20 protein-coding genes are annotated in these 19,167 nt (G+C 65.0%); 8 read left to right on the top strand and 12 right to left on the bottom strand.

The features are described from left to right. Window positions 1–10 precede the first annotated feature (10 nt). The 4 genes from ACVMIM_RS17670 to ACVMIM_RS17655 all read right to left on the bottom strand — a co-directional run bounded on the left by ACVMIM_RS17670 (window position 11) and on the right by ACVMIM_RS17655 (window position 4,507). On the bottom strand, window positions 11–1,021 hold the full coding sequence (locus ACVMIM_RS17670) for a LacI family DNA-binding transcriptional regulator (RefSeq protein WP_476117276.1): 1,011 nt from the start codon (window positions 1,019–1,021) through the stop codon (window positions 11–13). Window positions 1,022–1,126: 105 nt separating this feature from the next. Continuing rightward, window positions 1,127–2,137: a zinc-dependent alcohol dehydrogenase family protein gene (locus tag ACVMIM_RS17665; protein WP_476113545.1), complete on the bottom strand. Its 1,011-nt coding sequence runs from the start codon at window positions 2,135–2,137 to the stop codon at window positions 1,127–1,129. 31 nt (window positions 2,138–2,168) lie between these two features. Next, a complete protein-coding gene (locus tag ACVMIM_RS17660; RefSeq protein ID WP_476113543.1) occupies window positions 2,169–2,939 on the bottom strand; it encodes an L-iditol 2-dehydrogenase in 771 nt (256 codons plus the stop codon). 248 nt (window positions 2,940–3,187) lie between these two features. After that, entirely contained in the window at window positions 3,188–4,507 is a 1,320-nt protein-coding gene (locus ACVMIM_RS17655) for an ABC transporter substrate-binding protein (protein ID WP_476113542.1), read from the bottom strand. A 280-nt stretch (window positions 4,508–4,787) separates the two neighbouring features. Here ACVMIM_RS17655 and ACVMIM_RS17650 point away from each other — a divergent pair, with 280 nt between their 5' ends. From ACVMIM_RS17650 to ACVMIM_RS17640, 3 genes are all read left to right on the top strand, one after another. Next, window positions 4,788–5,765: a tagatose kinase gene (locus ACVMIM_RS17650; RefSeq protein WP_476113540.1), complete on the top strand. Its 978-nt coding sequence runs from the start codon at window positions 4,788–4,790 to the stop codon at window positions 5,763–5,765. Further along, a complete protein-coding gene (locus tag ACVMIM_RS17645; protein WP_476113538.1) occupies window positions 5,762–7,045 on the top strand; it encodes a D-tagatose-bisphosphate aldolase, class II, non-catalytic subunit in 1,284 nt (427 codons plus the stop codon). Before ACVMIM_RS17650 ends, ACVMIM_RS17645 begins: the two co-directional genes overlap by 4 nt. Before the next feature lie 66 nt (window positions 7,046–7,111). Further along, entirely contained in the window at window positions 7,112–8,113 is a 1,002-nt protein-coding gene (locus ACVMIM_RS17640; protein ID WP_476113536.1) for an aldo/keto reductase, read from the top strand. Between the two features lie 14 nt (window positions 8,114–8,127). Here ACVMIM_RS17640 and ACVMIM_RS17635 read toward each other — a convergent pair whose 3' ends face one another. The 4 genes from ACVMIM_RS17635 to ACVMIM_RS17620 all read right to left on the bottom strand — a co-directional run bounded on the left by ACVMIM_RS17635 (window position 8,128) and on the right by ACVMIM_RS17620 (window position 10,692). Next, the gene (locus ACVMIM_RS17635; RefSeq protein WP_041001406.1) at window positions 8,128–8,355 is read right to left on the bottom strand and encodes a hypothetical protein; all 228 of its coding nucleotides are present in this window, start codon (window positions 8,353–8,355) and stop codon (window positions 8,128–8,130) included. A gap of 118 nt (window positions 8,356–8,473) precedes the next feature. Next, complete coding sequence (locus tag ACVMIM_RS17630) at window positions 8,474–9,106, bottom strand: glutathione S-transferase family protein (protein ID WP_476113535.1); 633 nt, start codon at window positions 9,104–9,106, stop codon at window positions 8,474–8,476. A gap of 161 nt (window positions 9,107–9,267) precedes the next feature. Continuing rightward, window positions 9,268–10,368, bottom strand: a complete 1,101-nt coding sequence (locus ACVMIM_RS17625) for a flavin-containing monooxygenase (RefSeq protein ID WP_476113534.1) — start codon at window positions 10,366–10,368, stop codon at window positions 9,268–9,270. 90 nt (window positions 10,369–10,458) lie between these two features. Continuing rightward, on the bottom strand, window positions 10,459–10,692 hold the full coding sequence (locus tag ACVMIM_RS17620) for a hypothetical protein (RefSeq protein WP_476113532.1): 234 nt from the start codon (window positions 10,690–10,692) through the stop codon (window positions 10,459–10,461). Window positions 10,693–10,807: 115 nt separating this feature from the next. On the opposite strand from ACVMIM_RS17620, the gene ACVMIM_RS17615 reads away from it, so the two are divergent. Then, the gene (locus tag ACVMIM_RS17615; protein WP_476113531.1) at window positions 10,808–11,416 is read left to right on the top strand and encodes a DUF922 domain-containing Zn-dependent protease; all 609 of its coding nucleotides are present in this window, start codon (window positions 10,808–10,810) and stop codon (window positions 11,414–11,416) included. Here the strand turns inward: ACVMIM_RS17615 and ACVMIM_RS17610 are convergent. Beyond that, window positions 11,406–11,825, bottom strand: coding sequence for a VOC family protein (locus ACVMIM_RS17610; protein ID WP_476113529.1), 420 nt, complete (start codon window positions 11,823–11,825; stop codon window positions 11,406–11,408). The two genes, ACVMIM_RS17615 and ACVMIM_RS17610, sit on opposite strands and share 11 nt — an antisense overlap. 268 nt (window positions 11,826–12,093) lie before the next feature. On the opposite strand from ACVMIM_RS17610, the gene ACVMIM_RS17605 reads away from it, so the two are divergent. Then, window positions 12,094–13,302 carry an MFS transporter gene (locus ACVMIM_RS17605; protein ID WP_476113528.1) on the top strand — a complete coding sequence of 403 codons (1,209 nt, stop codon included), beginning with the start codon at window positions 12,094–12,096 and terminating at the stop codon, window positions 13,300–13,302. Between the two features lie 35 nt (window positions 13,303–13,337). Here ACVMIM_RS17605 and ACVMIM_RS17600 read toward each other — a convergent pair whose 3' ends face one another. Continuing rightward, window positions 13,338–15,569 carry a cation:proton antiporter domain-containing protein gene (locus ACVMIM_RS17600; protein ID WP_476117274.1) on the bottom strand — a complete coding sequence of 744 codons (2,232 nt, stop codon included), beginning with the start codon at window positions 15,567–15,569 and terminating at the stop codon, window positions 13,338–13,340. Window positions 15,570–15,877: 308 nt separating this feature from the next. Between ACVMIM_RS17600 and ACVMIM_RS17595 the strand changes: the two genes are divergently transcribed. Together ACVMIM_RS17595 and ACVMIM_RS17590 are read left to right on the top strand one after the other, a co-directional pair. Next, window positions 15,878–16,084 carry a hypothetical protein gene (locus ACVMIM_RS17595; protein WP_201414746.1) on the top strand — a complete coding sequence of 69 codons (207 nt, stop codon included), beginning with the start codon at window positions 15,878–15,880 and terminating at the stop codon, window positions 16,082–16,084. Window positions 16,085–16,203: 119 nt separating this feature from the next. Then, a complete protein-coding gene (locus ACVMIM_RS17590) occupies window positions 16,204–16,986 on the top strand; it encodes a DUF2270 domain-containing protein (protein WP_278050180.1) in 783 nt (260 codons plus the stop codon). A 202-nt stretch (window positions 16,987–17,188) separates the two neighbouring features. On the opposite strand, the gene ACVMIM_RS17585 is transcribed toward ACVMIM_RS17590, so the two are convergent. After that, window positions 17,189–17,791: a sulfotransferase family protein gene (locus tag ACVMIM_RS17585; RefSeq protein ID WP_476113526.1), complete on the bottom strand. Its 603-nt coding sequence runs from the start codon at window positions 17,789–17,791 to the stop codon at window positions 17,189–17,191. Between the two features lie 137 nt (window positions 17,792–17,928). Here ACVMIM_RS17585 and ACVMIM_RS17580 point away from each other — a divergent pair, with 137 nt between their 5' ends. Beyond that, window positions 17,929–18,228: a hypothetical protein gene (locus ACVMIM_RS17580; protein WP_041001420.1), complete on the top strand. Its 300-nt coding sequence runs from the start codon at window positions 17,929–17,931 to the stop codon at window positions 18,226–18,228. A 57-nt stretch (window positions 18,229–18,285) separates the two neighbouring features. On the opposite strand, the gene ACVMIM_RS17575 is transcribed toward ACVMIM_RS17580, so the two are convergent. Continuing rightward, on the bottom strand, window positions 18,286–19,116 hold the full coding sequence (locus ACVMIM_RS17575) for an aldo/keto reductase (RefSeq protein ID WP_476113524.1): 831 nt from the start codon (window positions 19,114–19,116) through the stop codon (window positions 18,286–18,288). Window positions 19,117–19,167 lie beyond the last annotated feature (51 nt).

Below are 19,167 nucleotides of genomic sequence, written 5' to 3'. Positions count from 1 at the left end.
GCGAGCGCCCTCAAGCCGAACGGCGCAGCATCAGTTCGGCGTTGAGCAGGACGCGCGCGTTGTCGCGCTTGGCCGCCGGTGCATTCTCGTCCAGTCGCCGCAGCAGGAGCTCGATCGCCAGGCGGCCGATCTCGTTGTAGTTCTGTGCCACGGTGGTGATCGGCGGACAGGCATAGCGCGACAAAGGATGGTCGTCATGGCCGGCGACGCGCAGATCGCAGTCGGCGCCATGCCCCACCTTCAGGCCGAGCTCATAGGCGGCGCTGATGACGCCGAAGGCGATGCGGTCGTTGGCGCAAAGCACGGTCTTTGTGGGGAAGCCCTGCCCTTTCAGGATGCGCAGCGCCTCGTCATGGCCGAATTTCTCGAAGTCCCAGGACCTGACATCCTCGACCGCTACGATCGAGGGCGTCATCTTGAACCCATGCATCGCCTCGACATAGGCCTCCTGCCGGGCGGAAGCGTTGTTGTTGACCAGCGGCATGGCGAAATAACAGGGCGGCTCGCCGGAACGGCAGAGATAGTCGACGATCAGCCGGAAGCTCTGCCGGTTGTCGGTCCCGACGAAGGACGAGGTCTCGTCTAGCGGGGAATCGACATAGATCAGCGGGATCGAAGCGCCGAGCTCTGCAAGCACGCGGTGGTGCGAGCGCACGCCGAGCGGCGCGATGATGGCGCCAGCGATGTTCATCGAGCGGAACGTCTGGATCGCCTGGTCCTCCATCTCGGCGCGGCCGTCGGAAGACAGCACAAAGGCGAGGAAGCCGGCTTCGTTGGCGATCGTCTCTATGCGGCGCGTCAGCGCCATGTAGAACGGATCGGTCGAATTGGGGATGATGACGCCGAGGATGTTGGAGCGGCGGCGGTTCAAATTGACCGCGAACATGCTGGGGCGGAAGTCCGACTTCTTCAGCGCCGCCTCGATGGTGCTGCGCGTGTTCTGCCGCACCGAGGCGGGATCGTTGAAGTATTTCGAGACCGTGGTGCGGGACAGGCCGACAAAGGCGGAAAAATCCTCCATCGTCCTGATCGTCTTTGCCATCCTTCTGTCCCTGTCGGTACCGCCGTCACGACTGTCTACTTGAGTCACTCCGCGACGCAAAGGCAAGCAATCGTGCTCTCCCGTTCAAGCCTCGGCTGAGAACTGGACCTTCATCATCGCCGGATTGCCGCTCTTGGCGAAGAAAGGCAGCACTTCGCCGAGCGGCAGGCGGTGGCTGACCAGCTTTGCCATGGTGCCGTCGTCGCGGCTTAAGATCTCCAGCGCCTGCGGGATGTTGCGGTTCAGCGAATGCGAGCCGGCCAGCCTTATCTGGCGGCGGAAGATCTCGAACGGGGCGACCGCAATCCTGGCATCGGGCGCGCAGACGCCGAAGACCAGCGCCGTGCCGCCATCGGCGGTGAGGCCGATTATGCCTTCGACGACCTTGGCGATACCGGTGGCGTCGGCGACGAAGTCGAAACCTCTCGCCCGCGCCCCAAGATCTTGTGAGCCGGACACCAGCGGCTCCAGCCCGAGCGAGGCGGCGAAGGCGAGACGCGGCTCACTTATATCGGCCACCGCCACTTTCGTCACGCCTCTCGCCTTGAGCGACAAGGCCATCAGAAGCCCGATCGGCCCCGCGCCGAAGACGAGCGCGTTGCCGGGCACGTGACCGCCGGTCCCTACCCCGGCCGCGCCGAGGCCGTTGAGCACGCAGGCGAGCGGCTCGGCGAGCGCCGCCGTCTCGAAAGCGAGATGGCCGATCGGGTGGAGATGATCGACGGCAACAAGGCTGTATTCGGCAAAGCCGCCATTCTCCGTCACGCCATAGGCCTTCAGCGTGGCGCAGAGATTGGTGAGACCCTTGGCGCAGGACGGGCAGTGGCCGCAGGGGATGTTGGGATCGACGGCGACGCGGTCGCCAGGCTTCACCGCCGTCACGTCCTCGGCGACGGCCTCGACCGTGCCGGCATATTCATGGCCGGGCACCAGCGGAAACGCGCCCGACCCATAACGACCATGCAGCACGTCGATATCGGTGTGGCAGAGCCCTGCCGCGTGCACCCGCAGCAGAGCGTGGCCGGGCCTGATTGCGGGCATTTCGAGCTCCGCCATGCCGGCAGCGCCGGCCGCGGCAAATCGGATGGCCTTCATTGTCGTCTCCCTCGAAACCAGATGATTGCCCTCAGCTCATCCAGTTGCCGCCGTCGACATTGTAGGTCTGGGCCAGGATGTAGTCGCTGTCGGACGAGGCGAGAAAAACGGCCAGCCCGGCAATGTCTTCGGGCCGCGCGAAACGGCCGATCGGCACCGACTTCGCCACCGCCGCCTTCTTCTCGCCCGGCTTCAAGCCTTCCCATTTGGCGAAATGCGCATCGACCACGTCCCAATGCTCGCCGTCGACGACGCCAGGCGCAATCGCGTTGACATTGATGCCGTGCTTGACCAGCGCAAGCGCGGCCGACTGCGTGGCCGAGATGATCGCCGCCTTGGAGGCGCAGTAGAGCGTCACCAGTGCCTCGCCGCGGCGGCCGGCCTGGCTCGCCATGTTGATGATCTTGCCGCCACGGCCCCGCGCGATCATGATGTTGGCCACCGCCTTCATCACGAAGAGCGGGCCCTTGAGATTGATGCCGAAGACGCGCTCATAGCTCTGTTCGGTGATGTCGGTGATCGGCGCCATGTCGAAGATGGCCGCATTGTTGACGAGAATGTCGATGCCGCCGAATTCGCGGTCGATTTCGGCGACGACATTTTCGATCGCGGCAAGGTCCGTGACGTCGAGCTTCCTCGCGCTTGCCGCGGGACCGATTTCCCTGGCCGCCCGCGTTGCGCGTTCGATGTCGATGTCGGCGATCACCACTTTGGCGCCTTCACGCGCAAAGGCCTGTGCGAAGCCGAGGCCGATACCGCGCGCGCCGCCGGTGATCAGGGCGATTTTGTCCTTCAGCTTCATTGCAGTTTCCAATTCTTCCGCGTTTCGAAAATGTTTGCCGGGCGTGGGGGCAGTTTGTCTGATCGGTTATTGAGGAAGGCACGGACCCACCTTTGCTCAGGTAATTCCGAAGAATGAAACGCTACGCGCTTCTCCTCGAATTGCCCAGGCGGATCCGCGCATCCTCCGGCCAGCCGCGGGGGAGTTCCGCGGCGGGCCGGATGGCCGGAGGCGGCGCACGTTCCGCTTCCCGGCTTGAGCGGCTGTGCCTATTTGATGTAGCCCGCCTCCTCCATCGTCCTCTCGACGGAAGCCTGGGCCTCGTTCAGCGCGTCGTCCACCGACTGCTCGCCGGTGACGGCCGCCGCGATCGCCTGGCCTACCTGCGTGCCGATGCCCTGGAACTCGGGTATGGCGACGAACTGGATGCCCGTATAGGGCACCGGATCCTTGGTCTGCTTGGTCGGATCGGCGGATTCAATCGCGGCGAGCACGGTTGCGGCAAAGGGCGCCGCCTTCTGGTAATCCGCGCTGGCATAGGTGGATTTGCGCGTTCCCGGCGGTGCCGCAACCCAGCCCTCGGTCTCGCCGACGCGCTGGACATAGGCCTTCGAAGTCGCCCATTTGACGAAGGATTTCGCCGTGTCCGCCTTCTTGGTCGAGGTCGGGATGGCCAGGCTCCAGGCCCAGCCCCAGGCCGAACCGTTTGGCGTGACCGCGACCGGGGCCTTGGCAAAGGCGACCTTGTCGGCGACCTTGCTCTGCTTCGGATCGTAGACCCGGCCGGCGGCGGACGTGGCGTCGATCCACATCGCGCAATGACCCGAGGCAAACAGCGTCTGGTTCTCGTTGAAGCCGTTGGAGCTGATGCCCGGAGGGCCGTCCTTCTTCATCGTGTCGACATACCAGCCGATCGCCTTCTTCCACGCTTCGGAATTGAGCTGCGGCTTCCAATCCATGTCGAACCAGCGGCCGCCGAAGGTGTTCACCAGCGTGCCGATATAAGCCATGTTCTCGCCCCAGCCCGGCTTGCCGCGCAGGCACAGCCCATACTGTTCCTTCGACTTGTCAGTGAGCTTATTGGCGAATTCTGTGATTTGGTCGTAGGTCGGCTGCTCGGGCATCTTGAGGCCGGCGGCGTCGAACAGGTCCTTGCGGTAGAGCGTGAAAGAACTCTCGGCATAGAACGGCACCGCATACAGATTGCCGTCGACGGTCAAACCACTGCGCACCGGCGCGATGAGATCGTCATAGTCGTAATCGGCGCCGAGATCATTGAGCGACGTCAGCCAGCCAGCCTTGCCCCAGATCGGCGTCTCGTAGCCGCCGATGGTCATCACGTCAAACTGGCCGCCCTTGGTGGCGATATCGGTGGTGACGCGCTCGCGCAGCACGTTCTCTTCGAGCACCACCCAGTTGATCTTGTTGCCGGTCGCCTTTTCCCACTCCGGCGCCAGTTTCTGCATGATGATCATGTCGCCGTTGTTGACCGTGGCGACCGTGATTTCCTCCGACAGGGCAGCGCCTGCCATCAGCGCCGAGGCCGCAGTGGCCGCAGTGAGAGTTCCCATAAGCCTACGCATTGGCATTCCGTCTCCTCCTTTACGAATGCGCATGAAAAACTGAACATGCGTTCATATTCTATCGCGCTACAGGATTGCATAGTCAAGCCCCACGATCCTAGCTTCGCAGGAGGTCCCCATACGACGGGGCTTCTCGTTCAGGTGGGAAATGCACCTCACGTGACACGAAAGTGAACACGCGTATAGTTTTTATTGACATCATCGCTGCCACGTTTTACCTCGATCGAGTCCGGCGCAATCGTGGACCGCTGGCGCCGGTCCGGCTGGGGGAGAAGGAATTGCATCGATGAGCCGAGGGGAGATTGCCGCCGAAGCGACCGGGCCCACCATCGTCGCCGGCGAAATCCTGGTCGAGATCATGGCGAGCGAGCGCGGCCAAGGCTTCCTCGAGCCGCTGGCGCTGACCGGCCCCTACCCCAGCGGCGCGCCGGCCATCTTCATCGACCAGGTGGCGAAGCTCGGCGGCGGCGCCGGCATCATCGCCTGCGTCGGCCGCGATGATTTCGGCACCATCAACCTGGAACGGCTGCGGCGCGACGGTGTCGACGTCTCGGCTGTGTCGATCAGCGAGCGCTATCCGACGGGAAGCGCCTTCGTGCGTTACAGACCCGACGGCGGCCGCGACTTCGTCTATAACATCGCCGAATCCGCCGCCGGGCGCATTGGCCTGACGGAAGAAGCGCGGCGGCTGGCCGACGGCGCCGGTCACCTTCACGTGATGGGCTCGGCCCTGTCGATCGCCGGGCTTAAGGAGATCGTCGCCTATGCCGCGAAGGCCGTGCGCGCCCGCGGCGGCTCGACCTCCTTCGATCCGAATGTGCGCAAGGAATTGATCGACGGCGCAGACGGCGCGCAGTTTTCCGCGCTGGTCGACGACGCCGACCTGCTCTTGCCCTCCGGCGACGAACTGCTCGCGGCGGCCGGCGTCGCGGACGAGCGGCAGGCGGTGGCAGCGCTGATTGCGCGCGGTGTCGGTGAGATCGTGCTGAAGCGCGGCGCTGCAGGCTCTACCCGCTTCGGCGCCGATGGCAGCCGCACCGACTGCGCCGGCTTCCTGGTCGAGGAGATCGACCCGACCGGCGCCGGGGACTGTTTCGGCGCAACCTATCTCACCTGCCGCCGCAAAGGTATCGAGCCCGGCAAGGCGCTGCTTTACGCCAATGCCGCCGGCGCGCTCAACGTGACGCGGCTCGGGCCGATGGAAGGGCTGGCCGGCTTCGACGCGCTCGATCGGTTCATAGCCGGGACGGACCGGGCCAAATGACGATGACGGCCAACCCGCTTCAAGGCCTGGCGACTGCCCGCCGCAACGGCAGGCCCTACGGCATCACCTCGGTCTGCTCGGCGCATCCGCTGGTGATCCAGGCAGCGGTCCGGCGCGCCGTCGCCGACAAAGACGCCATGCTCCTGATCGAGGCCACCTGCAATCAGGTCAACCAGTTCGGCGGCTATACCGGCATGACGCCCGATCTGTTCGTCGCCTTCGTGCAGGAGATTGCAGGCCGCGAAGGACTCTCCGCCTCGCGCATCATCCTCGGCGGCGACCATCTGGGGCCGAACCCGTGGAAGGCCGAGCCGGCGGCGCAGGCGATGAGCAAGGCCGAAGCGATGGTTACGGCCTATGTCTGGGCCGGTTTCAGCAAGATCCATCTCGATGCCTCGATGGGCTGTGCAGGCGAACCAGCGGCGCTCGACGACGAGACCATCGCGACGCGCGCCGCGCGGCTTGCCAAGGCGGCGGAAAAGGCGGCGCGCTCGCGTGGCGGTGCTGCGCCGCTCTACATCATCGGCACCGAGGTGCCGGTGCCGGGCGGCGCCGATCATGCCATCAGCGACCTGAAGCCGACGGAGGCGACCGCCGCGCGCCGCACCATCGACATCCATCGCGAGATCTTTTCCCGTGAGGGGCTGGAGGAAGCATTCGGCCGTGTCATCGCCGTGGTCGTGCAGCCGGGCGTCGAATTCGGCAGCGAAAATGTCGTCGCCTACAGGCCAGAGGCATCCGCTCCGCTGACCGCCCTCCTCGACCATGAAACCGCTCTCGTCTACGAAGCGCATTCGACAGATTACCAGAGCCGTTCGGCGCTGACGGCGCTGGTCGCCAATGGTTTCCCGATCCTCAAAGTGGGGCCCGGCTTGACCTTCGCACTGCGCGAGGCGCTTTACCGGCTGGATCTCGTGGCCTCCGAAATGGTTTCCGGCTATGGCGAGCGCTCGCTTGCCAAGGCGATGGAAACGCTGATGCTGTCCGCGCCAGGCAACTGGCGCAGCCACTACCATGGTAACGACAGGCGCCTCTATCTGCAGCGGCATTACAGCTACAGCGACCGCATCCGCTATTATTGGAGCAACCCCGCGGCAAGCGTCGCGGTCGCGCGCCTGCGCGAAGCGCTGAGCGGCGTCGCGATTCCCGAGACGCTGATGCGGCAGTTCCTGCCGACGCTGCCAGCGGAGTTCGGCGCCGCCGGCGATCCCGAGGCGATCCTGCTCGCGGCCGTCGACCTGGTGCTTGCCGATTACGACGCCGCCTGCCGCCAGGCCTGACGCTGGACGCTTCCTTTCCCAGCCCTATAATTTAGCCGGATTTAAAATTCGGCTGGAGAAAAGAGCATGAGCCTCGGCAAACGGAAACTCGGCAGCCAGGGGCTCGAAGTCTCTGCCATCGGCCTCGGCTGCATGGGCATGAGCCAGGCTTATGGTCCGGCCGATGAGGCGGAGTCGATCGCGACGATCCACCGGGCAATCGAACTCGGCTGCACCTTTCTCGACACGGCCGAGGTCTACGGGCCCTTCGCCAACGAGGAGTTGCTTGGGCGCGCGCTGAAAGGCCGGCGCGACGAGGTGACGATCGCGACGAAATTCGGCTTCCGCATTGTCGACGGCAAGCAGGCCGGCCTCGACAGCCGGCCCGAGCATATACGCGAGGTGGTCGACGCCTCGCTCTCGCGGCTCGGCACCGACCGCATCGATCTCCTCTATCAGCACCGGGTCGATCCCGCCGTGCCGATGGAGGACGTCGCGGGCACGGTCGGCGAACTGGTGGCCGAGGGCAAGGTGCGCTTCTTCGGCCTGTCGGAAGCGGGCATCGCCAACATTCGTCGCGCGCATTCCGCGCATCCCGTCTCGGCGCTGCAGAGCGAATATTCGCTGTGGGAACGCAACCTCGAGCCAGAGATCATCCCGGCGCTGAAGGAGCTCGGCATCGGTCTGGTCCCGTTCGCGCCGCTCGGCCGCGGCTTCCTCGCCGGCGACGTCAAGCGCGCGGAAGACTATCCGGAAGGCGATTTCCGGCGCGGCGACCCGCGCTACCAGGGCGAGAATTTCGACCTGAATGTCGCGGCAGCGGCCGCGGTGCGCGACATTGCCGACGCCAAGGGCGTCAAGCCCGGCCAGATCGCGATCGCCTGGCTGCTCGCCAAGGGCCCGGATTTCGGCATCGACATCGTGCCGATCCCCGGCACCAAACGCCGGGCCTATCTGGAGGAGAATGTCGCGGCGGCCGACGTCACGCTGGACGCCACCGAGATGCTGGGGCTCGACATGGCGCTGACGCGCGACAAGGTGTCGGGGCCGCGCTACAACGAACGGACGATGTCGTTGGTGGACCGGTAGGCGTTATCCAGCGCCTACTTCTTCTTGCAATCCGCCATCGCCTCCATCGCTTTCCTGGCCTCTCCCTCGCTGGCGTACTTCTTCTTCCCAAGGTCGACGACAAGCGTGCCGTCGGGCTTCTTGGGCACGATCTCGCACTGCTTCGATACCGCGTCCCGGGCGACCCAGTATTGCTCGGCCGCCATGGCAGGCATGCTCATCATGCCGGTGGCGAGGATTGCGACGGTGACGGTGCGAACCATTGCGGACCTCCATGCCTTTGATTGGAACGCAACGCAAAAACAGGCGGGCGCTGATCGAGGCGACGCCCGACACGCTGCTATTTGGAGAACGCCCTGTCCGCCGCTGTGTTCCGGCGGCTCAAGCGTGCGAGTGTGGATCGATGCTGTAAGGATGCACCGGATAGCCCGGCCCGATCGCCTCGCCGACCCTCTCCACCCAGGCTTCTACCGCCGGGTAGTCGGCAAGCGAGAAACCGCAATCCTCGGCGCGGTGACCGTAGGCGTACACGGCGATGTCGGCGATGGTGAGCGTATCGCCGACCAGGAAAGGCGGCGCGTCCTGAAGACTGCGCTCCAGCGCGCCAAGTGCCCGCACGCCCGCGTCGCGCTTGCCGGTAACCAGCGCCTGGTTGCGCTCCAGACGGCCGGTCAGTGTCCAGAAGCGCAGCGAACCGATGGCCGGCTCGACATAATACTGCTCGAAAAACAGCCACTGCATCACCTTGGCCCGAGCAAGCCGGTCCGCCGGCAGATAGGGCGTTCCTTCCGCGACAAGCACAAGGATCGCGTTCGACTCGGCTATCGCCTGGCCATTCTCGACGGCAAGCACCGGGACCGCGCCGGCCGGATTGAGCTTCAGGAAAGCCTCGGTGCGGCTCTCGCCCTCGAAGATCGAGACGATGCGGGTTTCGTAGGCGATGCCGAGCAAGCCGAGCAGGACGCGAATTTTCCAGGCATTTTGCGACGGGAGATAATCGTAGAGCGTGAGCATGGCGCATCCCCTCCTTTGGTCAGCAATGGCTTCGCATCCGGTGCCGGGATGCGCCACCCGATTCACGCATTCGAGGCATCAAGCAAGCGGGCGGTCAGCGCTAGGCACCTTCCTCTGTCCCGCCGTCATTCGCCAGAACGCTATTGCAGCTCGTGCAATTGCTACGCCCGCGCCGCAATATCCTTCGCCACCGCCTGCGCCTCGATGCCGATCTCGCGCAGCAGGCCGGTGACCGGATTGTAGAAGCCGACGAGATAGACGCCGAGCTCCGTCGCGCGGGCGTTCACCCCGCTTTTCTTCGGGCTAAGCTCCGCCGGCAGGAAGGTGTCGTAGCCCGGACGGTAGCCGGTGGCGAAAATCGCCGCGTCGAACTTCTTCTCCACCCCGTCGGCGAATTTCACGCCGTCCCCGGTGAAGCTTGCGATATCCGGGCCGATGCCGATCCGACCCTGCTTGATCGCCGCCACCGTGCCGACGTCGATCACCGGAATGCGGCCGGCCTCGATCCCTTGCAGGATGCCCTGTTTCGGCCGCACGATGCCGTGTTTCTCCAGCCGGCCCAGCGCCAGGTCGAGGATCTTGGGAAACATCCAGTCGTTCAACGCCTGCGGCATAGCCCGGCTGGCGATGCCCACCATCTGGATCGGTACGCCGAACAACTGGCGCGGCACAATGTGGACACCCTTGCGCACCGAGATGGTCGGGCGGGCGCCGCTCTCGGCAAGATCGAGCGCGATCTCCGCGCCCGTGTTGCCCATGCCCACGACCAGCACGTTTTTGCCGATATAGGGTGCTGCCTCCGTGTAGGCGGCGCTGTGCAGCACCTTGCCCCTGAATGCTTCGACGCCCGGGAAGCCTGGCATGACGGGTTGGGCATTGTTGCCGGTGGCGACGACAATTTTGCGGGCATTGAAAAGCCCGGCATCGGTCTGGACCAGCAGGCGATCACCTTCGCGGCGGATGGATTTCACCGTTACGCCGAAGCGCGGCTCGAGGCCGAAACGCTCGGCATAGGCATCGAGATAGGCAACGACCTTCTCGCGCGGCACATAGCGCGGATGGCTCTTCGGAAACGGCGCGAAAGGCAGCGACGAGAAGGATTTCACCGTGTGAAGGTGCAGCCGCCGGTAATGCCGGCGCCAGGAGGGCGCAACCTCATCGGCCTTTTCAAATATGATGAAATCCTGCCCCGCCTGCTTCAGGCAGGCTGCGACCGCGAGCCCGGCAGGGCCGGCGCCGACAATGACGACATTGGTGTCCAAGGGCCTCTCCTCCCGCCGCCCAAGCGGAAGAAGCTATGACGGGAGATATGCGGGCGACAAGTAGGGAGAAGCACCTAGAGGATGCCGCCTCTACTCCATCGCGCCGGGCGTTTCGGGCTCGTCGTCGGGAGGATCGAGGATCTCGATCAGCTTCGCCACGCGGGCGCCGGGCATGGCGCGGCCTTCATTGACCAGCGCCTCGTCGGCGCCGATCCAGGCGAAGGCCTCGCGCAATTCCTCGAGGCTGGCGCCGGTGAGCGCGATATCGGCGATGACGGCCTCGTCAACCGGTCCAAGCACGGAAATGATGTCGTTGCGGGTCATCTTGTCCTCCCCCATGGGTCGGGGTGATTGCGCAAGGAAACGGCTGGCGGCGGAGCGGGTTCCGAAAATCCGCGGGCGGCTTCTACCAAGCGAGGCCCAATGCTATGGGTCGCCCATGAAGCCCGCCCTCCTCCTCGCCGCCCTGCTCCTGTCCACGCCGGCGCTTGCCGAATGGAAGCCCATCGAGAAGATCGAGACCTACGCCGTCTCGGGCGAAAGCGCGGAGCAGCTCTATCTGTCGATCGGCGAGAAGGGACCGGTGATCGGCAAGGATTCGGCCGGCAAGGCGCGGCGCGTCATCGCGCATACCTTTTTCAAGCTGACCTGGCAGCGCGACTACCAGCCGCAAGGCAATGCCTGCGTGCTCAGGACGGCGCGGCCGAAGCTCATCATCACCTACACACTGCCCAAGTCGGCCGGAAAGCTCGCGCCCGCCTTGCAGGCACGCTGGGACACCTTCACCGCCGGGCTCATTGCGCATGAGAAGGTGCATGGTGCCGGCATCGTCGACATGGTGGACAAAGCCGTCGCCTTCAGTACGGGTCTGACCGCCGAGGACGACCCCGGCTGCAAGAAGGTCAGGGCGGAGCTGACGGCCTATCTCGACCAACTCTCCAAGGCGCAGCGCCAGGGCAGCCACGACTTCGATAGGGTAGAGTTCGGCCGGGATGGCAACATGCTGAAGCTGATCGCGGCGTTTTTGGACGCTCCGCCTAAAAACTGATCTCCACCGCCGCGGCGCTTCGCCTGGCCTCGCCGTGGAACACCGCCTCGATATTGTTGCCGTCGGGATCGAGCAGGAAACAGGCGTAGTAGCCGGGGTGGTAGCGGCGCTCGCCAGGCGCGCCATTGTCTTTGCCACCGGCGGCGAGGCCGGCCTGATAGAAGGCATCGACCATGGCGCGGTCCTTGGCCTGGAAGGCGAGGTGGTGGCGTCCGGTGAGCACGCCGAGCGCGGCGCGGCTGTCGGCACTGGAGACGAACAATTCGTCGGCCCAGAAATAATCCTGCGCCTCGCCGCCGATCGGGATGCCCAGCACCTCGAACAGGGCGCCGTAGAAAGGCCGGCTGGCCTTGAGGTCGCGCACGACGAGCTGGATGTGGTCGATGAGCCGGCCGCGATAGAGTTCCATGCGGGTTCTCCTGGTTGAGACGGGTCAATTTAGATGGGAGGGGATCGTGGTCAATGCGGGTGCTACAGGCTGCTGACACGTCGGCGGGACAGGAGCTCGGCCTTGCGCGCGAAAGCGAACTATCCGCTCTTTCAAAAAACTAGATAAAAAATGCAACCGGATTGTAGGATCGGCCCCCGCTCCAGCGTCCTTCGGACGCAAGCGGCCCGGTGGACTGGAAAAACCGTGCCGCATCAAACAGGATGCCTTACGGCATGGGAGCAGAACCATGAACCATTCCTATCGTTGGGTCATCGTCGCGGCCGGCGCGCTGATGACCTGCGTGGCGCTCGGCGCCATGTTTTCGCTGGCGATCTTCCTGGAGCCGATGTCGCTCGACACCAATTGGTCGCGTACCGGCATTTCCAGCGCCATGACCTTGAACTTCCTGGTGATGGGCCTCGGCGGTTTCGCCTGGGGGGCGATCTATGACCGCGTCGGCGCGCGGCCGGTCGTGCTTGCCGGTGCCGTGTTGCTCGGCCTGTCGCTGGTGGTGGCGAGCCGCGCCACCTCGCTCATCGTCTTCCAGCTGAGCTACGGCGTCATTGTCGGCCTTGCGGCCAGCGCCTTCTTCGCGCCGATGATCGCTCTCACCACCGCCTGGTTCGACACCAACCGAAGCCTCGCCGTCTCGCTGGTCTCGGCCGGCATGGGCGTCGCGCCGATGACGATCTCGCCCTTCGCCCGTTGGCTCATCACCGCCTATGACTGGCGCACCGCCATGTTCGACATCGGCGTGATGGCCTGGGTGCTGCTGCTGCCCGCCGTGCTGCTGGTGCGCCAGCCGGCGGCGGCGGTCGCGGCAAGGGACGGCGCGCCGGCGCCCGTCACCGACGATCCCGGCATGAGCGTCGGCCAGGCATTGCGCTCGCCGCAATTCATCGTGCTGGGCCTCACCTTCTTTGCCTGCTGTGCGGCGCATTCAGGCCCGATCTTCCACATGGTGAGCTACGCCATGTCCTGCGGTGTCGCTCCGATGGCAGCCGTATCGATCTACAGCGTCGAGGGCTTGGCCGGCCTTGGCGGGCGTGTTCTTTATGGCGTGCTCGGCGACCGGCTGGGCGTCAAGCCGGTTCTGGTCGCCGGCCTCGCCATCCAGGGACTGGTGATCGCCGCCTACCTCACCGTCGGCCAGCTCGAGCAGTTCTACCTTCTAGCCGTCATCTTCGGCGCCACCTATGGCGGCGTGATGCCGCTTTACGCCGTGTTGGCGCGCGAATATTTCGGCCTGCGCATCCTCGGTACGGTGCTTGGCGCGGCCACGATGCTTTCAAGCCTCGGCATGTCGCTCGGGCCGCTCGCCGGGGGCATGATCTACGACGCCACCGCCAGCTATCATTGGCTGTTCATCGGCTCGGCGCTGATCGGACTGGGCGCGGCCGGCATCGCCATCGCCTTCCCGCCGCAGCCGAGCCGGCAGAAGCTGCAGATGGCATGAGAAACTGCTGATCTCTCCAAGGGGAGATCAGCCGCTCACCCGGTCCCCGTGCCCGTGCGCACGGCCTCGCGGTCGCTCTCGTCGCGTTTCACCCGTTCGTCGGAGATCAGCACAACCGGGCAGGGGCTGCGGCGCAGGACGCCCGTCGTCGTCTCGCCGAAGATCAGTTCTTCGCCCTGGCGCCGCGCCACGCCCATGACGATCAGCGCCACGTTGCGGCCGGCCTGGCGAGCGATGGCATCGGCGGCGGCGGCCCTCGAGCGGATCGCCGTCTCGATCTCGACGCCATAGCGGTCGGCGAGCGCGACGATATCCTTCAGCACGGCCTCCCTGCGGCGATGCGAGACGATGTCGCGCGGTTCCTCGCGGCCGGCGCGCGCGACATAGAGCATCTTGACCGGCGTGCCGGTGACGGCGGCGATGGCCAAGGCCAGCTCGGCGCCGCGGCGGGCAACCGCCGTGCCGTTGACCGGCACCAGTATCTTGCCTGATTCCGGGCCGAGGTGCGGGATCTGGCGCCCTGCTGTCGCCGGCTTCAGGACAAGACAGAGCGGACCGTCGAAGGAGCTCGTAACCTCGTTCATCCGATGCGAGAAAGCACCCTTGGAGGTGACCGCGCGGCCAAGGCCGACGAGCAGCATGCCGTAGCCCTTGCGCGCCTCCTTCGCGACCGCCTCGGCGGAAAGCACTTCGTGCTGGCGGCGCGTGACCGGCGCTTCGCGCACCGGCGTCTCGTCGGATTTCTTGGCCGCCTCGCGGCTGTCCTCCGCACCTTTCTCCATCTCTTCCAGATGCAGGCCTTCCGTCGGCTCGGCATCGATCTCGCCGCTGGAATGCAGCACCGTCGTCGGCTTGCCGGCGCCGATGACGCCGGCGAGATAGGCGGCGAAGCGGCCGACCACCCCCTCGTCCACCACCACCAGCAGCCGCTCCAGATTGGCGACGAAGCCCCGCTGGTCGATCTCCTCGCGCTCCAGCCGCTTCTTTTCCCGCTCGCCGATCGGCAGCCGCCGCAGCGCCCAGCGCAATGTCGGCGGCATGGCCAAGGTGGTAATGACGGCCATGGTGACGATCATGGTGAAGAGGTTGTGCGAGAGCACGCCCATCGACAAGCCGATCGAGGCGACGATGACCTCCGTCGATCCTCGCGCATTCATGCCGCAGCCGACCGCGATGCCCTCGGCGCGGCTCATGCCGGCGACCTCGGCGCCAACGAAGGCGCCCCCGAACTTGCCGATCGAGGCGATCACCACCAGGGCAGCCGTAAGCATTGCAAGCTGCGGGTCGACCAGCACGGTGAGGTCGGCCGACAGTCCGGCGACGCCGAAGAACACCGGCATGAACAGAGCTGTGATGATGCCCCGCAATTGTCCTTCGATGTGGCGCGACAGGATCGGCGACTCGCCCACCAATATGCCGGCGACGAAGGCGCCGAGCACCGTGTGCACGCCGATCAGGTCGGTGATCAGGGCCATCACGCCCATAATGGCGAGGATGACGGTGACCACCGCATATTCGGATCGGAAAGTGTCGTTGGTCCAGCGGATGGCGTCGAAAACGATGCGGCGTCCGAGCGTGAAGGAAAACGCCATGAAGAGGGCGACGCCGGCGATGGTGAAGGCCAGGCTGCCGAGCTCGATCCGCCCCTTGGTGGCGATGCCGATGGTGATGGCGATGATCACCCAGCCGATGGTGTCCTCGATGATCGCCGAGGAGACGATGACCTGGCCGAGGTCGCGGCGCATGAAGTTCATGTCGCGCACCACCATGGCGACGATCTTGACCGAGGAAATGGAGAGCGCGGTGCCGAGGAACAGCCCGGCGACGATGCGCTCGCTGCCGGCGGCTAGCAGCGTGTCGGGCATGAACTGCGCGGCTATGAAGCCGAGCGCGAAGGGCACGGCGACGCCCGTGGCCGAGATGGAAAAGCAGGCGCGGCCGACACGGCGCACGAGCCGCAGATCCGTCTCCATGCCGGTGAGCAACAGCAGCATCAAAACGCCGAGCTGGGCGATGGCGTTGATCATCGATTTCTGCGAGGGGTCGCCGGCAAAGATCAGCCGTTCGGCCGCCGGCCAGACCCAGCCGAGCAGCGAAGGCCCGAGCAGGATGCCGCCGATCAACTGCCCCATGACCGCCGGCTGTCCAAGCGCCTCCAGGACTTCGCCGATGCCGCGGCCGACGACCAGAAGCAAGACCAGCTCGGCGACGAAAATGCCCTCCGACGACACGCCGGTCTTCTCGGCGGCAAAGGCGATGGCGGGCATCAGTGTGAGCGCCGCGGGACCAAGCGCGACCCAGATCCACAGCGACCGCCGCCGATTGAGCATGTTGGACAAATTGTGCACCCCTCATTCCTTGCATCGGCACAACGGTTTGGCCAGAGGATCGGTTGCACGGGTGCCTGCCAGCCGTTTTCCTCGCCTCTCTCCGCCGGTTCGCGGAAACCGCCCCCACTTTGCGGGGCGAGGAAACGCTCCCTACAAATCTAATCAAATGCCACCGCCGATCTTTGCTTCCCGGTAAAGCGACTCGACGATGTTGGCCGCCAAGGCGGGGCAATAAGGAGAAGCTAATGAAAAGCGACTTTGCCGCCGCCCACCTGCACCTCGACCGGGCGTGCCACTATCTGCGTGGCGACGACGAAACGAGCCGCGCGGCGCTTGCGGCGCTCGACCTTGTGATCGAGGCTGTGGCGGCGGCCCAGCATGCCAGGCCGATGGCCGACGTGCTGCCCTTTCCGCGGCGCGCGAATGGCGGTCTTCCCCCGCTTGCATCCTGACTTATCCGTCTGAAAAAGCGGGAACATTCTGGCCGGCCGTACGTTATAAAAACCGGGGTGTGGCCGGTCGATGTTAAGACGAGGACGACCGGCCATGGCGGCGGGAGGCGCACGGCAGAATGTCCCGGACGAAGGCCGCAAATTCCACTGGCGCGGCTGTGGTGAAGTCGACAGAAGCGGCTGCACCGGCGAAATCCACCGAGAAAGCCGCCCCCCCAAGAGCGTCCGACACGCTGGCGCTGAAGCTCAGCTCGTCCGAATTCACCACGACGCTGTCGCATTTCCACCGCGCCGAGATCGCGCGCATGGCCGGGTGGCGCGACCGGCTCGACCGCACCAGCAACTGGGCGATCACCGTGGTGGCGGCGATGCTGTCGGTATCGCTGTCGACCCCCAGCGCGCATCATGGCGTGCTTTTGTTCGCCATGCTGCTGATCACGCTGTTGTTGTGGATCGAGGCGCGGCGCTACCGTTTTTTTGACGTTTACCGCGCCCGCGTGCGGCAGTTCGAACGCTATTATTTCGCGCAGATCTTTTCGCCGCAGCCGGATTACGCTTCCAACTGGCTTGCCATCCTCGGCGAAGGGCTGCGCTCGCCGCGCTTCCTGATCTCGCAGCGTGCGGCGCTGATCCGCCGTCTGCGCCGCAACTACATCTTCATGTACACGATCCTGCTGCTTGCCTGGATCCTCAAGATCACCACGCCGAGCCTGTCGCGCGAAGGCTCACCGATCGGCTTCGGCGCCTCGCTCATCGATACGTTCCGGGTGGCGACGCTGGGGCCTATCCCCGGCGTCATCGTGGTAAGCAGCGTGGCCGCCTGCTATCTCGCGCTGCTTGCCGCCGCCTTCCTGATCCACGCCGATGACGGGGAGCTGTCCTTCGGCAACGTGCATGTGTGAAGGAGGGCAGTAGGGCAGTAAGGGAGTAAGGGAGTAAGAAAATCAGATTACGCGAAGGCCTCGACCTCCACCCCTATTCCCCTATTCCCCTATTCCCCTATTCCCCTATTCCCCTATTCCCCTATTCCCCTATTCCCCTATTCCCCTATTCCCCTATTCCCCTATTCCCCTATTCCCCTATTCCCCTACTGCCCTACTCCCTTCACTGCAGCGACAGCGCCGTCCGAAACTCCCGGGTCGAGTTGCGGCTCGGATAGGGTTCGTCCGGGACGGGGACGCCGAGATGGGCACAGAGCGGTGCCCAGCCGTCGCCGAGCTTGTGAACCAGCAGTCGCTCCGCCGGCACGGTGCTCAGCACCGCTTCGACATTGTCGCGGTACACGGCGATCGCATGGGCGCGATCCTGCGGACGGCCGCCAAAGACCTGCTTGGCAACAAGCGCGATGCCTAGCGACTCCTGGTCCGTGCTGCCGGCGATCGCTGGCAGGATGGTCTTTTCGAAGCTCTCCCACCAGCTTTCGGGCGAACGCCAGGTGAGAATGACGCGCGCCTGCGGGTAAATCTTGATCAGCTCGCGCCAATAGTGCGCCGACGGCCAGTCAACGCAGGATTTGTATCCGGCAAAGAGCTGGTCCCAGTCGGGCGCCTCGCCCCCGGCCAGTGCGCGCCACAACCGCTTCTGCTCCGCATGAGCCATCACTTCCGACATATGATGGCAAGGACCGAAGCCGAGCATGGTCAATGCCTCGCGCATCGAATCCGTACCGGTCCGGCCGAAACCGGTTCCAATCACCATCAGCGACATCGCCATCCTCCTGCACGAATGTTAGCTGTTAATGAAACGACTGTCGCGGCCCAAGTTCGGGTTGACCCCTCCCCGGCGGGCGGCGACTATTGCGACGACCGGGTTTTCTGTAGTTGCTTGAGGCAGGAGGAGATCGCATGGACGAGACCGAACAGTGGCGCAACATGGCGAGCGCGCCGCGGGACGGCAGCCGCATCCTGGTGACGGTGCGTTCCTCCGAGCAGGGACCGGCCGAGGTCGACATGGCCTACTGGTCGCGCGCCGATCAGTACGGCGACGAAGGCTGGCGGGCGTCGGATTCCTCGCCCGGCCGTATCGTCGAATATGCAGAACCGGAACTCAGATGCTGGATGCCGTTGCCGACCGCGGGGCGCGGTTCGATGCCGAGCCCCTGGGAGGGCGACGACGTGCCGTTGGTGGATGGCGAGGGGATTTAGACGCAGCTTCCTCTTCTCTCCCTTTGGGCCAAAGTGGGACAAGGGGAGCCTAGGCCCTCAGAACATAAACGCCGCCGTCGCCGGGTTTGGTCCGGTTCGGCCGTCGGCGGAGTCCATGCGGCGGATGGTCTGCATGTCGTCCGCATCCAGCTCGAAATCGAAGACGTCGAAATTACCGGCGATGCGTTCCTGGTGGATCGACTTCGGAATGACGATGAGCCCTTCCTGCAGATGCCAGCGGATGATCACCTGCGCGACCGACTTGCCGTGCTTTGCGGCGATCTTTTCCAACGTCGGGTCGGCAAGCAGCCGGCCGCTGCCCAGTGGGCTCCAGCTTTCGATATGGATGTTGTGCTTCTTGTGGAAGTCGCGCTTGTCGCGCTGCTGGAAGCGCGGGTGCAATTCGATCTGGTTGACGACCGGCGTCACGCCGGTCTCGCCGATGATGCGCTCCAGATGGTCCTGGTTGAAGTTCGAGACGCCGACCGACTTGATGCGCCCGGCCCTCTGCAGTTCGACCAGCGCCCTCCAGGCTTCGACATATTTGTTCTGGCTGGGCACCGGCCAGTGGATGAGGAAAAGATCGATCTGGTCGATGCCGAGCTTCTGCATCGTGTCGTCGAAGGCGCGCAGCGCAGCATCGCGCTGATGCCCGCCGTTGCGCAGCTTGGAGGTGATGAAGAGTTCGGATCGCGGCACGCCGGCCGAACGGATCGCCTCGCCCACGCCCTCCTCGTTGCGGTAGCCCTCGGCGGTGTCGATCAGCCGGTAGCCGGCCTCAATCCCCCAGCGCACGACCTTGGCGGTGATGTCCGGATCGACCTGCCACACACCGAGCCCGATCTGCGGGATGGTCGAGCCGTCGTTGAGCTTGAGCTGTTCAGGCATGGGAGGTTCCTTTTGGGAGGGAGGGAGGGAGGATGGTGCCGACTATGTAGG

The sequence above is a fragment of the Mesorhizobium sp. USDA 4413 genome, from assembly GCF_056280365.1.
The sequence above is the reverse complement of the archived record's forward strand: the minus strand, read 5'-3'. Positions and strand labels throughout refer to the sequence as shown.

Coding starts and splice junctions, on each gene's coding strand:
- ACVMIM_RS17645 (WP_476113538.1), top strand. CDS start 5,762: ATGACGATGACGGCCAACCCGCTTCAAGGCCTGGCGACTGCCCGCCGC.
- ACVMIM_RS17635 (WP_041001406.1), bottom strand. CDS start 8,355: ATGGTTCGCACCGTCACCGTCGCAATCCTCGCCACCGGCATGATGAGC.
- ACVMIM_RS17640 (WP_476113536.1), top strand. CDS start 7,112: ATGAGCCTCGGCAAACGGAAACTCGGCAGCCAGGGGCTCGAAGTCTCT.
- ACVMIM_RS17660 (WP_476113543.1), bottom strand. CDS start 2,939: ATGAAGCTGAAGGACAAAATCGCCCTGATCACCGGCGGCGCGCGCGGT.
- ACVMIM_RS17610 (WP_476113529.1), bottom strand. CDS start 11,825: ATGGAACTCTATCGCGGCCGGCTCATCGACCACATCCAGCTCGTCGTG.
- ACVMIM_RS17650 (WP_476113540.1), top strand. CDS start 4,788: ATGAGCCGAGGGGAGATTGCCGCCGAAGCGACCGGGCCCACCATCGTC.
- ACVMIM_RS17580 (WP_041001420.1), top strand. CDS start 17,929: ATGGACGAGACCGAACAGTGGCGCAACATGGCGAGCGCGCCGCGGGAC.
- ACVMIM_RS17595 (WP_201414746.1), top strand. CDS start 15,878: ATGAAAAGCGACTTTGCCGCCGCCCACCTGCACCTCGACCGGGCGTGC.
- ACVMIM_RS17620 (WP_476113532.1), bottom strand. CDS start 10,692: ATGACCCGCAACGACATCATTTCCGTGCTTGGACCGGTTGACGAGGCC.
- ACVMIM_RS17600 (WP_476117274.1), bottom strand. CDS start 15,569: ATGCCCGCCATCGCCTTTGCCGCCGAGAAGACCGGCGTGTCGTCGGAG.
- ACVMIM_RS17585 (WP_476113526.1), bottom strand. CDS start 17,791: ATGTCGCTGATGGTGATTGGAACCGGTTTCGGCCGGACCGGTACGGAT.
- ACVMIM_RS17590 (WP_278050180.1), top strand. CDS start 16,204: ATGTCCCGGACGAAGGCCGCAAATTCCACTGGCGCGGCTGTGGTGAAG.
- ACVMIM_RS17605 (WP_476113528.1), top strand. CDS start 12,094: ATGAACCATTCCTATCGTTGGGTCATCGTCGCGGCCGGCGCGCTGATG.
- ACVMIM_RS17615 (WP_476113531.1), top strand. CDS start 10,808: ATGAAGCCCGCCCTCCTCCTCGCCGCCCTGCTCCTGTCCACGCCGGCG.
- ACVMIM_RS17575 (WP_476113524.1), bottom strand. CDS start 19,116: ATGCCTGAACAGCTCAAGCTCAACGACGGCTCGACCATCCCGCAGATC.
- ACVMIM_RS17630 (WP_476113535.1), bottom strand. CDS start 9,106: ATGCTCACGCTCTACGATTATCTCCCGTCGCAAAATGCCTGGAAAATT.
- ACVMIM_RS17665 (WP_476113545.1), bottom strand. CDS start 2,137: ATGAAGGCCATCCGATTTGCCGCGGCCGGCGCTGCCGGCATGGCGGAG.
- ACVMIM_RS17655 (WP_476113542.1), bottom strand. CDS start 4,507: ATGCCAATGCGTAGGCTTATGGGAACTCTCACTGCGGCCACTGCGGCC.
- ACVMIM_RS17670 (WP_476117276.1), bottom strand. CDS start 1,021: ATGGAGGATTTTTCCGCCTTTGTCGGCCTGTCCCGCACCACGGTCTCG.